Consider the following 15,202-nt stretch of genomic DNA (forward strand, 5'->3'; position numbering starts at 1 on the left):
TCTTCAGGGAGCAGGGATCACGCCGATGGTTCCTGCTTTTTCAGGAAGTAGATATCCATGCTCGACTTCTGCAGCAGGTCGTATTGCTCCCATTCCGGAGGTGCCTCGAACTCAGCGTCGCGGGGCGTGCGGAGTAGCAGGCGACAGTCGGGGCTGGAAACGTTGTCACGGGCCAGTCGCTGCATTGATTCATATAGCCGGGAGCCGGGCTTGAGATCATCGATCATTTTGTAAGGGGGATCGAAGAAGATCAGGTCGAAGGGGACGAAGTCTGGCACATTTTTGGGACGGAACGACGAGAGCAGGGCGTTGGTCTTCCAGCAGAGGGAATCTGCTTCAACGCCGACGTGCGCCACATTCTGTTTCAGCAACTCGTGAGCCTTCCGGTCCTGTTCGATGAACACGGCGCTGGTCGCGCCGCGACTGAGTGCTTCCAGTCCCAGCGATCCGGTTCCAGCGTAAATGTCCGCCACTCGCTTGTCTTTGACTGAATCTCCGAGCCATTCGAAAAGGACTTCCTTGACGAAGTCGGTAATGGGACGGGTGGTCTGACCGGGGTTAGCCTGTAATTTACGTCGACGATATTTGCCAGCAATAATACGCACGGTAATGACATTTCAATAAATCGAGCGTGAATCTCGGGATTCACACGAAACACAACAAAATACGATGTCGCGATTGTATAACGGAGACGCGGCAAAGAGAAGGATCACTGCTTTTCCTGCTTCTGCCGGGCCACTTTTGCCCAGTGCTGCCGAATGATTTCGGCCGCTTCTTCGGCAATTGAGTGAAACTCCTTCTTTGATTTCGGAACAGGTGCTTCCGGCTGAGGTAACTGTGATGCAGAGATAATGGTGGTATCGCCAATCGATTCGCCCGGTTCCCCTTCCGGCGTTTCTTCAGAAAGCCAGGTGGAAATGTCATCATCGGACAGGGGAGCCGCCTGGTCGGGGTTGAGATTTGCAGGCTTCGGGATGGCTTTCCGGACGCCGGCCAACTCAAGCAGCATTGGTCCGACGCGCAATTGATCTCCCGGTTGCAGCGGGGTCTCTGTCTGAATTACCCGGTCGTTGACATAGGTGCCATTACGACTCTTCAGATCAACGACGTAGAGTGTGCCCTCCCGTATCGAAAACTGACAATGCTTTCGGCTGACATCTGGATCGGGGATGCGAATTTCACATTCGGGGTCGCGTCCAAGTGTGACCTCTCTTGGAGGGAGTTTGAGCGTTTTTCCCTGGTATTTACCTGTTTTTATAATGAATTTGGGCATGTCTGGCGGGCCTTACATCAGGAAGATGTGATTCGTGCTGTGAACAATGATGGTCAATTTCAACAGACTTAAAAGTGGCAGGCTGGTTTGAATAACTTCGTATCGTACTGGTTCGTACGGCACAGAAATGAAGGGACTGGATCAGGTCATGTTTTCCTCGCTGCTTTGTTTTTCAGAAGTGGATCAATCATGTAGTGGGACAATTAATGCGTCGTTACAGGCGGGGCAGGTCATCGTGCGGCCCCGGTGTTTACTGCGGACTTTCAGTTTCTTGCCGCAGCCGCAGGAAAACTGTATGCGTTCTTCCTGCTGTTCTCGATGATCGGTGAGGTGTCCTTCTTCCCAGGCATCGTCTGCGATCTCCCGGATCAGTTCCAGGAGTTCGTCGGGATCAAAGGGTTTGAGCAGGTACCCGTTCGCACCCACGCGTGCAGCCAGTTCACGGGACTCTGGTAAATCGATGGCTGTCAGAATCAGAATCGGGACGTCGCCTTCCCGTTGCTTCATATGCTCGCAGATTTCAAACCCGCTCTCCTGGGGCATGATCAGATCCAGGATGACAAAATCAGGTTTGTGCATTGAGAAAGATGAATGAGCCTGGCCGCCATCTTTAGCCAGGGTGACATGATAGTGATGTTCTTCCAACAGAGTTTTGATGAAGAACGCCGTATCCGGATCGTCTTCAACGACCAGGATATGATTGACAATCGAAGAGGTCATGTCCAAGCGCGGTTCGTGTGTTGCCATAGTAGTGGAGACTCCTTAATTCAGTGTCCCCGATTCCGTCGGGCCTGCTTTGTGAATGGAACTATACGGCGGTAATTTTTTCGCGATAACGATCCTGTTAAAAAGTGGTGTGTGAATTCACTCTCATTCGTCAATAGTAGTGTGGGTTGAATCTGGATCTTCTGGTGAGAAATACCAAGAATTTATTATCTCACAGCGTCTGAAAAATGACACAGGAAAAGTTTTTTTTTCGGCGTAAATAACAAAAACTCCTGAAAAACAGGGGCAAACACATTGACTTTTGGATTTACAAATACTTTACTTACGCTTGGTTCTAGGGGAAAACAACGTTTTTTGCCTGACCACAACACGGATATGACAACACACTATGACGAGGTGGTAGTCCACTTCTTTCATTTTCATTTACCAGTATCAGGAGTTCACAATGGCAGCAAAGGCTACGAAAGATAAGCCACTTACCAAAACAGAGATCCTCAATGCACTAGCTGAAGGTTCTGGACTCACTAAGAAAGAAGTTACCGCTGTTCTTGATGAATTAAGCACACTGATTGCCAAGAACCTTGGCAAGCGTGGTCCTGGTGTCTTCAACGTACCTGGTCTGCTGAAGATTCAGGTTCAGCGTAAGCCGGCTACCAAAGCCACCACCCGTCCCAATCCATTCAAGCCTGGCGAAATGATGCAGGTTGCTGCAAAGCCTGCTCGCAACGTCGTCAAGGTTCGACCTCTCAAAGCACTCAAAGAGATGGTCTAGTCTCCTGCGTTTGATTGCAGGATGAACGAATTCATTCCGATGCAGCTTCTCTTCGTAGAAGCTGCATCAAATTTGAATTCGGGTAGTAGTTTCCTCTACTCGCTTTGAACGGAACCGCCGGTCGTTGCTCTGGAATACCTCATCAGGTTTTCTCGAGAAAAAGCCCGATTCAGGTCAAAAACTCAAAAAAAGCAAAATTTCTTCGAAATTAAAGCGTTTTTTGTAAAGTCTTTCCGATTACCGTCGGAAGGGGAAACTCTTGCTGTAAGTGTATTTTATAGTACATGTTGCGCCTGCAGTGTAACGCCTCATTTTCTCTACTGCCTCTTCTGAAGGGCTCACATTGGACGGCCTGTGCGCTCATCCCGCGCGCCAGCCTCTTGACGGTATAAATGTGGGCATGTAAAATCTCAACGTTAATTGATCTCAGTGCGACTACTGATGGATCGTTGTAGTGTCCCTTTAATTCGCGGCACACTACGTCAGGATTTACGTAGGATGATCAGTCATCCTGAGAGAGAAGATGGCATGTTAGTTTTATCTCGCAAGAAAAATGAAAAGATCGTAATCGATGAAAACATCGTAATTACGATTGTTGAAATTCGCGGCGACAAAGTGCGTCTGGGGATTGAAGCGCCCCGCGAAGTACCCATTCATCGTAGCGAAGTTTACGAAGCAATTCAGAACGAACAGAATTCGGTTTCAGGATCTGAGAATGATGCTTCCGAGTTGCTGCAATAATTCTGCTGTGCATCTATGAATACTAGAAAGCCGCTTCACAGCGGCTTTTTTTAGCGACTGATTTCAGCCCGATTCCATTCAGTTGGCGTATTCCCGTTTTTTTTCAGAGAACCTGAATTCTATTAACGCCGTCCGCTTGACTTATCCGATGGAAAGCTTAGATTACTAATCTCGTCGGCCCCATCGTCTAGTTAGGCCCAGGACATCGGGTTTTCATCCCGAAAACAGGGGTTCAAATCCCCTTGGGGTCAGATTTGAAAAACAGCGATCATTCGAAAGAATGATCGCTGTTTTTTTTGCGCACTGCCTCTTGAATCTCCGGGGTGGTCTGCTGTCTGATTTCGGCTGCATGGATCTGAATGCGCCGTACCGCTTCTGCGATTTGTGTCATGCTCTCTGCCTCAGAAAGCAGGATTGGGTGGTGTAGAACTACCAGTTGCTGATCACATTCAGAGGCGACAGAGAGTTCGTCGGCCTGCAGGTAGCGTCGACGGCTGTGGATCGCGTGTAGAGCCCTGAAGCCTGGGAACAGGGCAATTCCCTCGGCCTGCATTGCGAGGCAGAACAGCTCGCGTGGGAGGCCCTCAAATCGCTCTGAGTCATACCAGAGCCCCAGCTTGTAATATCCTGGCTGCGAAGCATGCGCAGAATTGAGCCGGTGGTTCTCAAGGCTGGTCAGTCCTGAGTCGCTGCCCAGCTTTCTGATGAGGTGTGTCACGTTATCCTGGCGTAACTGGTTTTGTGTGGGCAGCTGGTCCAACTGAGGAATTAAAAGGCCGGCCTGCAGTTCAGAGAGCGGATAAGCGTCATTGCCCCGAAAGGAATAGAGTCGGATCCGCTGGGCAATCTGTGGTGAGGATGTCATTACAGCCCCCCCTCGTCCTGCGGTCAATAATTTACTGCCTCCGAAGCTGAGGGTCCCGATCTCGCCCCAACTGCCCGCTGTGCGGCCTTCAATCATCGCTCCCGGTACCTGGCAGGCATCTTCAATCACGGGGATGCCTCGGGCTGCCGCGATCGCTGTCAGAGCCCGCATGGGGACCAACCCGCCATGCAGGTGCGAAACCAGGATGCAGCGTGTGGCAGGTGTGATCGCCTGTTCTACCAGTTCGATGTCGAGATTGCCGTTGCGCCTATCCACGTCGACCAGCATTGGTGTCGCGTCTACCGTCAGGATATTTTTGAAATTCCCTTCAAAGTCATAAGCGGCGAGAATGACTTCATCGCCCGGCCCGACATTCAGCCCTCGTAGTGCAAGTTCGATCGCGACAGTACCACTGGAGCAGAGCAGGGCTTCCTCTTTTTGATGAAGCTCACACAGGCGCTGCTGCAGTTCTTTCGTCCAGGGGCCATGGTATTTCCCCCAGAGGCCTGTCTTCTGAGCCTCCTGTAATACCTGGGTGGTGGCTGCGCTCGGGAAAGGCCAGGCTGGTGGACCTGCAGGCAGGCAGGGAATGCCGCCGAGGATCGCTGGTTTTTCGCTGAAGGGGCTGTTCACGAGCATGGTTCTAGACTCTAATATTTAAACAGGAAAACGCAAAACGCAAATAACATACTGTTATACTTAAGAACGTTAGAGTATGATGGTGTCAATCTTCGGTGCTCTGATTCATAAATCAGGTTACCAGGTTGAATCAGAAATTCGTCTGAAATCCAGCATACTCGTATTGGCAGGTGAAACCAAGATGTCACATCAAATCAAATTTATCATGGTGGGTGGGTTTTTAGGAGCAGGAAAAACCACCACGCTCGGACGGCTGGCAAAGCATTACACGGATCAGGGATTGAACGTCGGTGTGGTTACCAACGATCAGGCGGCGGATCTGGTTGATACGAACTCACTGCGTTCCCAGGGGCTGAATGTCGGAGAAGTCGCAGGTGCCTGTTTCTGCTGCCATTTTAATTCGCTGATGGACACCATTGGCGAACTTGGTTCACAACAGAGGCCGGACGTAATTCTGGCCGAACCGGTCGGCAGTTGCACCGACCTGGTAGCCACTGTGATTCAGCCCATCAAGCAGTTGTACGATGCCGATTTCAAAATCCAACCTTATGCCGTGCTGATGAAACCCAGCCATGGTCTGAAAATTCTGAAAAACGAGCAGGGTTCCGGATTCTCACCGAAGGCAGCGTATATTCTGAAGAAGCAGCTGGAAGAGGCAGATCTGATTCTCATCAATCGGATCGATGAATTATCTGAAGAAGCCGTGGAAGAACTGACAACGCTGGTCAATGAACAGTTTCCCGGAACACCTGTCCTGCGGACATCCGCTCTGACGGGGGCAGGCTTTGAAGGATTGATCGAATTTCTGGAACAGGAAGGTGATTTCGGCGGTAAAATTCTGGACATTGATTATGATATCTATGCGGAAGGTGAAGCAGAGCTGGGCTGGTTGAACAGCAGCGTGCATGTTTCAGCTGAGAACGAGTTCTCCCTGGATCAGCTGTTGCTGGCTGTGATCAGTCATTTGCAGACTTCGTTCCGCGAACAGGGGGTAGAAACCGCTCACCTGAAAGTGATCGGTTTGTGGGAAGGATTTTTTGGTGTCTCGAACCTGGTCAGTAACGACAGTGAACCGAAGCTGTCACTGGCATCCGACTGCACGGTCAAGGAAGTTGATCTGATTGTGAACGCCCGCGTGGCCTGCGATCCAGACGCGTTGACCGAGCAGGTCATGAAGGTCCTGGAGCAGTGTGCCGGGGCTTTGAATGCGAAGCTGGAGTTCAATCAGACTCAGAGTTTTCGCCCGGGTCGACCAGTGCCCACTCATCGGTATGCGACACCCAAGTAATACCTGCAGGTCTCGGATAGGGGCCGGCAGGGTCGGCTTCTGTGCGGGGATGTGATGTCTGAGTTAAATGATCTGTTTGACGCTGGTCGACGGCAGCGGTTTCGACGTGGACTGCAGGCCTGGTATGCCGTACATCAGCGGGATCTTCCCTGGCGGAATATTGACGATCCCTACAAAGTCTGGATCAGCGAGATCATGTTGCAGCAGACCGTGGTTGCTGCGGTGATCCCCTATTTCGAAAAGTTTATGGATCGCTTTCCCGATGTGCAGACTCTGGCTGCTGCTGAAGAGGGTGAAGTGCTGCAGTACTGGGAGGGGCTGGGTTACTACAGTCGCGCTCGGAACATTCATAAAGCGGCCCGGGTGATTACCGAGGAACGCGACGGCGCCTTTCCGAGGGACGTCGATGGTCTGCAGGCGCTGCCCGGAATCGGCAGATATACCGCTGGAGCCATCTGTTCGTTCGCCTATGATCAGCGGGCACCGATTGTAGAGGCGAATACACTCCGCCTGTATTCGCGATTAATCGGGCTGGAGTTGGATCCCCGCTCAAAATCCGGACAGGAGCAGTTGTGGGAATTCGCAGAGTTGATTCTGCCTCGCAAGGCACCAGGAGCATTTAACCAGGCGTTGATGGATTTGGGGAGTCTGGTCTGTACGCCTCAGAATCCACAGTGTGCCGAGTGTCCGGTAAGTGCCTGTTGTGAAGCGTTTCTCACGCAGCGACAGCAGCAGATTCCGGTTCCTAAAGCGCGGCCGGTGATTACTCCTCTGACGGATGCTTCGGTCGCAGTTTTCGACGGGCAGAATGTACTGATTCGGCAGCGGACAGCAGGCGAACGCTGGGCGGGGCTCTGGGATTTTCCCAGATTCACTCTGGAAGAGCTCAATGGTACTCCGCATCCGGCTGCCCCCCGTAAGAAATCCTCCCGGGAGCAGTTGCTGTTCGATGAGGAAATGGAAACGGGTAACAACATCGCGGAAATTCCGGAGGGGTTGAACGCGTCTGTGATTCCTCAGTTGGAGGCGTATGTGCGCGAGCACTCAGGCGTGGCAGCTTCGATTCGTCAATTCGCTCAGGAGATCCGTCACAGTGTGACGCGATACAAGATTCGGCTGTTGTGTTTTATCGCCGAGGTCGAAGCGGACGAAGCTCTGGAGTCATCCGAATATCGGTGGGTGCCTGTGAGTGAATTGGGCGAATATCCCCTGTCAGTCACGGGGCGAAAGTTTGCGCAACTGCTGGCCGGGCAGGTGGGGGGCTGACCGCATCGGTTTGGGTCGGCGCGTAAAAAATCCCCATTCTCAAAATTGCCTGAGATTGAGAATGGGGAAAACGCATTTGACTCAAGAGAAGAAAGCGGCATCCGTGCCAAAAAAGCCTTCCATGGAAATAGACTTTAGGTTTACCGGATGTGATGGGGGTACTGAATGAGTCGCTCCCTCTCCCGTAGTCAAAGACGCTGAAGGTCTATATGTATCGTAGATCGATTGTGGATTAACCAGAGAGCTCTTTGAAGAGTGTGCCGAATTCAGGCATGTCCTGTTCGAGCAGATTCTGCCAGGCCGAGAGATTCCAGATTTCGACGCAGATCACTGCGCCAACAATCATGACCTCCTGGTTGGGTTGGACTCCCAGGAACTCGCGAAATCCTTCCGGAATTGTGCAGCGAGAACGATTGGCCAACTGAATCGTGCGGTTCCGGGTCGACAGCAGTCGCCCCAGGCGTTGCACCTCATCCCAGCGATTCTCCAGGCGATGAGCCTGAATCTTCTGTTTGATCAGGTCAACTCCCTGATCATGTCTGGATTGCCAGTCGGAGGCTTTCCAGAGGCTGAGGCAGCCAGCACGCTCTTTGGTGAGCATCGTTTCCCCAGATTCGTCAGTCACGGCTTGAGCCATATCAGCAGGGAGCGAAATCCGGAAACGGTCGTCGACCGTCCGTTTGATCTCTCCTGTGATAAAAGTTTCACCGCTCATAGTCAGCCTGACGAAACAGGGGTGATTAAACCCGATTTGCAGCAATCTTGAATGATTTCAACATTGTACTGGGCGGATAACCCACAATCAACTAGTTATCAAAGATCAATTGGGCAGGAAACCCACTAAGAACCGAATTTACCGTTCGCAATTCAAAAAGGCAATCACTGATTGTCTGATTCTCCTGATTTTGTCAATTTTTCTGTCTGACGCTGATATGAGTGTTTTTCCCGCTCTGAGAATTATTGGGTGAAGTATGACGCATGAAAGCGAGGTGAGCCTGTGCAGGCTGAATGAGAAGGGAAGTCAATACGATTGTGGATGGAAGCGTGTTGAGTGTGTATTGCAAAACTTCAGAATGACTTGAAATAAAAAAGCGACCTCCGAAATCAGTTCGGAGGTCGCCTGTTGATCATTCACTTGAGAGACGACCGAAGCCGTCGGTGAATCTTAATACTCACGGTGCTTCAGGATACCCGGCAGTGGGACGGGGTACGATCCGTCGGCACGGGCGATCACCGGAGCGGGCGAGTCCATGGTCAGTTTATCTACATCGGGAGCGAACTCCTGTTTGCAGTTCAGCATTTCATCGTAGGTAACGATCTGCCCTGTGTGGGCGGCCATACGACCCATGGCGGTAACCAGGCTGGCTTCCGCACCGCGCTGAACTTCGTTGTAAGGTTGATCCTCACGAATGGCGGTAATCAGATCGTCCCATTCGATCTGATACGGGTTTGGCTCAGGCTGTGGGAATTCCCAGAGAAGATTGTCCTTATCCTCATTATAGCCTTTGTAGATCCGGGGTTTCGCCGGGTGGTGAGCCGAGGTTGAAATCACTGCCAGTCCCTTGGTGCCGTGCGCAAAACTGGCAAACTTCTGGCGACAGCCGGGAATCGTACGACCACGCAGGAAGAGTTTGGTTCCATCGGCGAACGTGTATTCGACGCTGTAATTGTCGAAGTTCTGGTCGACGTTATCGCCCCGGTAATGGCGTCCACCCGATCCATCGGCTTGAACCGGCCAGGCATCTTTCATCCAGCAGCTTTCGTCGATGTTGTGGATCAGGAAGTCACTGTATCCACCACCGCTGGCCCAGAGGAAACCATGGAAGCGGGAGATCTGATACAGGAGTTCGCTTTTCATGTCAGGCGGCTGGGGGCCGGTGGCAGCAGAACCGGTGAGACCGGCCATACGATAGGCCCGCAGTTCGAGGACATCGCCAATCTGACCATCTTTGATACGATCGTAAAGTTCCTGGCGTGCTTTACAGTGCCGGCACATCAGACCGACGCCAACCTTGAGGTTCTTCTCAACAGACTTTTTGCCAAGCTCAAGCATCTTGCGGGTACTGGGACCGTCGACTGTGATCGGTTTTTCCATGAAGACGTTGATGCCTTTTTCGATGGCGTAACCGAAGTGAACCCAGCGGAAAGCGGGAGGGGTGACGAGCAGTACCACATCTCCCGGACCGAGACAGCTGATTGCTTTCTCGTAGCCATCAAAACCGATGAATTTCTGGCTGTCGGGAACATCGACTTTGTCGCCGTGGATTTTCTTCAGGCTGTTGTAGCTGGTATTGAGGCGATGGTCGAAGACGTCTGCCATCGCGACGAGTTTAATGGGGCCGCTGGTGGTGGAGAGCGCGTTGGAAGCAGCTCCGGTACCACGTCCGCCACAGCCAACCAGGGCGATTTTAATTGTGTTATCTTCGGCAGCATGTACGTGCGGAATTGACGTGCCTGCCAGCACAGAAGCCCCTGCAGCAAGTCGACTGGAATTCTTTAAAAATTCGCGACGTGATGAGATGTCCTTGGGCGCTTCACTCATGTTGGGCTCCTTAGTTGTAGCTAATGAAGTTGAAATCAGATGGAAGGTTTATCTGACCGGCCGATTGAAAAAGGAAAGCAGAGAATCAATCGAATGACCGTTTAGTGGAAAGCGGAATTCAATCAGATAAAAATACGTATAATGATATCTGATTATATCAATGCGAAAGAGGCAGTTGCAACTTGTTCGTTAAGAATGTGAAGAGTTACGAAGCAGGGTTTTGTGGAGATGAGGAGATAAAAAAAGCCGAAGACTCGAGACGAGTCTTCGGCGGGTGATTACTAAGTGATCTTAATTTAAGTGGAGTCGAATCACAGGCAGATTAGAAGTTGTAATTCGGGTTCTGCGGATCGAAGTCAGCATCGGTCAGACCAACGTTAGTGCGGATGTTGGAGTAGGTGTATTCTTCCACCAGTTCTGGTTTCGCATTGCGACGTGTCGGCCAGTCATACTGTTCGACGCGTACGGGCAGGTTGGTTGCTTTGTCGATGTAGAGCCGGGTCATCTGGAAGCGGATTCCCTGACGCTGTTGCGGGTAGCTGGTCTGCAGAACTTTGCACTGCATGTTGCCCAGTTTGGCATCCGGGAAGTATTTGACAGCAACGCCAGCATCCTGTTTCCGTTCTTCATTCCATTGTTTCAGAATCTGGTACAGCATTTTGCGAATGCCGATGGTTGTGATCGGGTAGCGGCTTTCATCCATGGCCTGCGGGCTGTTAGGCTGCAGAGAGACGGTACCGACCAGACCTTTGATGCCGGTCTCGTGTGCGAGGATCTGGTTTCCATTGCGACCATGGAAGTAGATCACTTCACGTCCTTCATGAGGATTAAGGAAGTTCAGATAGACGCTGAGTGGTTTTTCACGAAACTTGATCTGCATCGTGTGAGTAGGCTGCATTCTGCGTCCTACTTTTTCACGTTTGATGAAGGTCCCCTGAAAGTCTTTGATGTCAGCCGTTGTTTCGTAGCTCTGCATTGCCAGGCGGATGGCCGGATCCAGAGCATGGCCTGAACTGGGGGTTTCAGCGTGCAGGTTATTGACCTGAGTGAGGCTGGCGGTCAGGGCGAGAGCAAGAACTCCAGTGAACGCTGCCACTTTCCCCATCTGGCGACCCAGAACGATGCGCGTTTGGTAAGCGAATTGTTTTACCATTGAATTTCGTGACTCCCTTTGTCGAAATCCACTTGTTTTGGACTGATTCCGAATGAGCACATTGGCGGAGGAACGGTCTCAAAACCAGTAAGAAATATATAGATCACTCTGCAGTACGGAAACGTCTGACTGAGTTTCCCTCTTATGAAATGATACGGTGTTTCGATTCGATGTCGAGCAGAGATTTGAGCATTCAAAACTCTTACGGCACTGTATAAATAATCGAACCAATGCACAGACCGTAATAAATCAGATCACGTGTTCTCTTGGTTTTTTGATAAATTGTCAAGACAGATTCTTTAGATTGACTCGTCGCCATCTAAGTTTGTGAGCTTTTTATTCTTCCTGGAGTTGACGGGCCTCCTATTTTAACATGGGGCGAGGTGTGTTAAGATAGATGATTCTTTGAAGATTTGCCGAATTCAACAGATTTTCAGAAACTTCAATTGTTGGAATTAAGGCAATTCTGTATGATTCGCGACCTTGAAGCTGACCGGAAACATTTCAAAAAATGCTGATCTGCCTCAGAAATTCAGAAGCCAGTCTTACAACCGGGCCCCACAGCGAAGGCGAATTTCTGACCAGATCGATTGTGGTTAACCAGGAAGGTTTCTGTTAACCAGACACATTGAGAACAAGGAGTGTTCCCATTGTTCCGATCGGATCTGATCCGATAGCGTGATTGCGAACATGGAGGAGAAACGCAAATGCGCTCCAAAACGAATGACTTTTTTTCGACGATTCTAGTGTTAATCCCATTGGTGGCTGTACCGATGCTGGCCATCTTCGGGATTCCGGAAATCGCTCCTGTGAAAAAGTCTGCTCTCAATGAAAATGACCTCTTTAACCAGGAAGATTCTACGCAGTCTCCCTTTGAGGAAATCTCTTTCGACTCTTCTTCCCATGAAATCGATCTGGGTGGCGAAGGTAGTTTGAATGGTGCCGCTGGCAATGGTCAGTCCGCACAGAATCCGTTTGGTAACACAGCCTCCCAGTCTCCCCGGCGAAGTCGACGCGATGACGAGTGGCTGCCACCTGCGGGAGCGCTGGATGGCTGGGAACTGGAACCATCTGCACAAAAACGCGAGCCCGGTCAGGAAATGGCAGGGTTGAACCCTCCGGCTGAGTTTCCTGGTGAAGCACAGATGCAGGACAACCGGGAACCGAATCCAATACAACAGGCCGGCTTTGATGGTCAGTCTGAGTTCGCACCAGGTGTTGAAAATGCACTGGGACAGGAACTTCAGCAGTTTGAAAGCCAGGCGAATACTGTCGATCCTTTTGACACACCGCAGCAGCCATCCGCCATTCAGCAGGCTGCAGCCCAGGAACCAGTTCGCGAAGTGGATCCCCAGTTCCGGCAGCGAGCCGAACTGATGCTCAGACGGGATCCGGCGACCTGGAGTGCCGCGGTTCAGAAGTTGAATGAACTGGGCATTCGCGATTATCGCCTAGAACCCGGTGTCAGACCCGACGAATTTCTCTTCAGCTGTTCCTATTCACCACCACAGAATCCGCGGATTTCCAGAAGGTTCGAAGCAGAAGCACTCGATCCTTTGAAAGCCGTGATCAAAGTATTGCAGCAGGTGGATGAGTGGAATCGTCAGCAGTAAGCTGCCAGCGAAACTGAAATCAAAAACAGGCCCGCTCTGAAATCGAATCAGAGCGGGCCTGTTGCATTATGGGGTTAGCAGGTACTTATGAAGCTGACAGATCAGGCTTCGTTTTTCTTCTGCTGTTGTTTCCGCTTTTTAGCTTCCATTTTTTTGCGAAGCTCTTTGGATGTGGGTGGCGCTTTGCGTTTCAACTCACGTTTTTTCTCGACAGCGCGATTGCTTTTTTCAACCTGGCCACACAGATCAGCCAGTGACTTCTCGACGTCCTGCTGCCGATAGGACGATCCAGCAGTCCAGGCACGGCAACTGGTGTGCCCCTGGACTTCATAGCTCTGGTCCAGGCTGCGAATCGCGTGGCTGAATTCAACCATTTCATCATTAATGGCGGTGGAAGCAGCGCTCAGGCCGACAGTGGCACCGATGACTCCGACCGTTCCCAGCATGACCAGCTCGGCTGACATGACCAGACCGGCTTCATCGCGCCAGAAGTTCGTTAACAGTTTCATGATAGACCTCTCAGAAAGTGGTGACAGTTTCTTGAGAGTGAGGTGAGAGTGAGTTCCGCCTGTTCCGATTGTAGTGATTATTCGGATTAAAGGGATTGTATCGATTTTTCCGCTATTGTAAATATAGGTAATATAAAAAGTGTAAATAAGTGTATTTCTTTTGTGTGTAAATGTTGTAAGTCCTTATTTAGCAGTCTGATATGGAAAATGCCCTGCTGATTTGTAAAGGATGACGTCGCCGAGGGCGCTGATCAGACAGCAAATTTGATTGCTTCGTGTCAGGAGCAGTTCAGCGAGAGCAAAGCCTGACTTGGCTGGCATGCAGCGACTGATTGAACCCCGGGGCGCGTTTCATTCAGAGCACAGCAGAGATGCATTCAGGAGAAATTCCCGGGACTGAATCCCTTTATACTTGCCTGTTAAGGTCATTCGGGACATGATCGTACCGATCAAAGATCCGACAAATACGGTATTTAGCAACAGAGCAGGAGAAGGGTTTAACGAGTATGTCCTCACAACAATCGCCACTCAGCATTGGTATTCGTCTCTCAATTATGATGTTCCTGGAGTTCTTCGTCTGGGGAGCCTGGTATGTGACCGTTGGTAACTACATGGGAGCCAACGGAATGGGGGATGCGATTTACTGGGCTTACACTGTAGGGCCGATCGCGGCGATCGTCTCACCTTTTATCCTGGGTATGGTTGCAGACCGCTTTTTCTCTTCTGAACGCGTCCTGGCCGTGCTGATGGTCATCGGTGGTGCGGCACTCTATTACGCTCCGCACGTTGTAGGACCTGATGGGGAAGGGAGTAAAACATTCATCCTGTTACTGCTGTTACACATGCTGTGTTACATGCCAACCCTGGGGCTGACCAATACGATTGCTTTTTCGCATCTCAAGAATCAGGAAGTCTGGTTCCCGCTGGTCCGTGTGTTCGGGACCCTGGGCTGGATTGTCGCTAACATCGTGGTCAGTAAATTCATGCAAGCCGACATGACTCCCAAACCGCTGTTCGTGGCTGGTGCAGCTGCAGTGCTGATGGGGATTTACAGTCTGACCCTGCCACACACTCCGCCACCGTCTAAAGGCAAAGAAATTTCAATTCGGGATATTCTCGGACTGGATTCGCTGGCACTGCTGAAAGATCGATCTTTTCTGGTCTTCATGGTCAGCTCACTGCTGATCTGTATTCCCCTGGCAGCTTATTACGCTTACGCACCGGTGTTTGTCGCTGATGCCGGAATTGCGAACCCTGCATTTAAGATGTCCTTCGGTCAGATGTCCGAAGTGTTGTTCATGGTGCTGATGCCCTTCTTCTTCAAATCCCTGGGAGTCAAACGCATGCTGCTGTTCGGCATGTTCGCCTGGGTTGTCCGTTATGGCCTGTTTGCCGCTGGAGCAACTGATGGCGTTGTCTGGATGATTGTCATCGGGATTCTGCTGCACGGTATCTGTTACGACTTCTTCTTCGTGACAGGTCAGATCTATGTCGATCAGAAAGCGGGTCCCTCAATTCGTGCTCAGGCCCAGGGTTTTCTGGTATTCGCGACCCAGGGGGTTGGGATGTTGCTGGGGGCACTGATCAGCGGAAACCTGATCAATACGATTGTGACCGGCGAAGGGGCAGCCAAACTGCAGAACTGGAAAGAGTTCTGGATCATTCCGACCGTAGCAGCGCTGGTGATTATGGTCCTGTTCTTCCTGTTGTTTAAGGATTCTCCACAGGCACCTCAAGAAGTCAGCGAAGAAGATGTCGCGAAGGCCGCTGGTGCCGAAGAGATGGTCTAAACTGCTGATTGGATCTCAATCTGAA

General features: G+C 51.1%; 14 protein-coding genes and 1 tRNA gene. 7 read left to right on the forward strand and 8 right to left on the reverse strand.

Annotated elements, in window-relative coordinates:
- Positions 1–17: 17 nt before the first annotated feature.
- The 3 genes from rsmD to HG66A1_RS02975 all read right to left on the reverse strand — a co-directional run bounded on the left by rsmD (position 18) and on the right by HG66A1_RS02975 (position 2,020).
- Positions 18–605, reverse strand: coding sequence for a 16S rRNA (guanine(966)-N(2))-methyltransferase RsmD (rsmD, locus tag HG66A1_RS02965; protein ID WP_145180698.1), 588 nt, complete (start codon positions 603–605; stop codon positions 18–20).
- Positions 606–709: 104 nt separating this feature from the next.
- On the reverse strand, positions 710–1,273 hold the full coding sequence (locus HG66A1_RS02970; protein WP_145180700.1) for an FHA domain-containing protein: 564 nt from the start codon (positions 1,271–1,273) through the stop codon (positions 710–712).
- A gap of 183 nt (positions 1,274–1,456) precedes the next feature.
- Positions 1,457–2,020, reverse strand: coding sequence for a response regulator transcription factor (locus HG66A1_RS02975; protein WP_145180702.1), 564 nt, complete (start codon positions 2,018–2,020; stop codon positions 1,457–1,459).
- 424 nt (positions 2,021–2,444) lie between these two features.
- On the opposite strand from HG66A1_RS02975, the gene HG66A1_RS02980 reads away from it, so the two are divergent.
- From HG66A1_RS02980 to HG66A1_RS02990, 3 genes are all read left to right on the forward strand, one after another.
- A complete protein-coding gene (locus HG66A1_RS02980; RefSeq protein ID WP_145036452.1) occupies positions 2,445–2,771 on the forward strand; it encodes an HU family DNA-binding protein in 327 nt (108 codons plus the stop codon).
- A 528-nt stretch (positions 2,772–3,299) separates the two neighbouring features.
- On the forward strand, positions 3,300–3,512 hold the full coding sequence (gene csrA / locus HG66A1_RS02985; protein ID WP_145180704.1) for a carbon storage regulator CsrA: 213 nt from the start codon (positions 3,300–3,302) through the stop codon (positions 3,510–3,512).
- A gap of 176 nt (positions 3,513–3,688) precedes the next feature.
- A tRNA-Glu gene (locus tag HG66A1_RS02990) sits at positions 3,689–3,763 on the forward strand.
- Positions 3,764–3,780: 17 nt separating this feature from the next.
- Here HG66A1_RS02990 and HG66A1_RS02995 read toward each other — a convergent pair.
- Positions 3,781–5,016, reverse strand: a complete 1,236-nt coding sequence (locus HG66A1_RS02995) for a DegT/DnrJ/EryC1/StrS family aminotransferase (RefSeq protein ID WP_145180706.1) — start codon at positions 5,014–5,016, stop codon at positions 3,781–3,783.
- A gap of 181 nt (positions 5,017–5,197) precedes the next feature.
- On the opposite strand from HG66A1_RS02995, the gene HG66A1_RS03000 reads away from it, so the two are divergent.
- Entirely contained in the window at positions 5,198–6,304 is a 1,107-nt protein-coding gene (locus HG66A1_RS03000; RefSeq protein ID WP_145180708.1) for a GTP-binding protein, read from the forward strand.
- A 54-nt stretch (positions 6,305–6,358) separates the two neighbouring features.
- Positions 6,359–7,570 carry an A/G-specific adenine glycosylase gene (gene mutY / locus HG66A1_RS03005; RefSeq protein WP_145180710.1) on the forward strand — a complete coding sequence of 404 codons (1,212 nt, stop codon included), beginning with the start codon at positions 6,359–6,361 and terminating at the stop codon, positions 7,568–7,570.
- Positions 7,571–7,802: 232 nt separating this feature from the next.
- On the opposite strand, the gene HG66A1_RS03010 is transcribed toward mutY, so the two are convergent.
- The 3 genes from HG66A1_RS03010 to HG66A1_RS03020 form a co-directional block, all read right to left on the reverse strand.
- Entirely contained in the window at positions 7,803–8,285 is a 483-nt protein-coding gene (locus tag HG66A1_RS03010) for a division/cell wall cluster transcriptional repressor MraZ (protein WP_145036462.1), read from the reverse strand.
- A 450-nt stretch (positions 8,286–8,735) separates the two neighbouring features.
- Entirely contained in the window at positions 8,736–10,112 is a 1,377-nt protein-coding gene (locus tag HG66A1_RS03015) for a Gfo/Idh/MocA family protein (protein WP_145036464.1), read from the reverse strand.
- A gap of 322 nt (positions 10,113–10,434) precedes the next feature.
- Positions 10,435–11,265, reverse strand: a complete 831-nt coding sequence (locus HG66A1_RS03020) for a DUF1571 domain-containing protein (protein WP_145180712.1) — start codon at positions 11,263–11,265, stop codon at positions 10,435–10,437.
- Between the two features lie 707 nt (positions 11,266–11,972).
- Here HG66A1_RS03020 and HG66A1_RS03025 point away from each other — a divergent pair.
- Positions 11,973–12,878 (forward strand): hypothetical protein, encoded by a 906-nt coding sequence (locus HG66A1_RS03025; protein ID WP_145180713.1) that lies wholly within the window; start codon positions 11,973–11,975, stop codon positions 12,876–12,878.
- A 101-nt stretch (positions 12,879–12,979) separates the two neighbouring features.
- Here HG66A1_RS03025 and HG66A1_RS03030 read toward each other — a convergent pair whose 3' ends face one another.
- Positions 12,980–13,387, reverse strand: a complete 408-nt coding sequence (locus tag HG66A1_RS03030) for a hypothetical protein (RefSeq protein WP_145180716.1) — start codon at positions 13,385–13,387, stop codon at positions 12,980–12,982.
- Between the two features lie 506 nt (positions 13,388–13,893).
- Between HG66A1_RS03030 and HG66A1_RS03035 the strand changes: the two genes are divergently transcribed.
- The gene (locus HG66A1_RS03035; RefSeq protein WP_145180718.1) at positions 13,894–15,177 is read left to right on the forward strand and encodes a nucleoside permease; all 1,284 of its coding nucleotides are present in this window, start codon (positions 13,894–13,896) and stop codon (positions 15,175–15,177) included.
- Positions 15,178–15,202 lie beyond the last annotated feature (25 nt).

This window comes from Gimesia chilikensis (assembly GCF_007744075.1).
In the GTDB taxonomy this organism is placed as follows: domain Bacteria; phylum Planctomycetota; class Planctomycetia; order Planctomycetales; family Planctomycetaceae; genus Gimesia; species Gimesia chilikensis_A.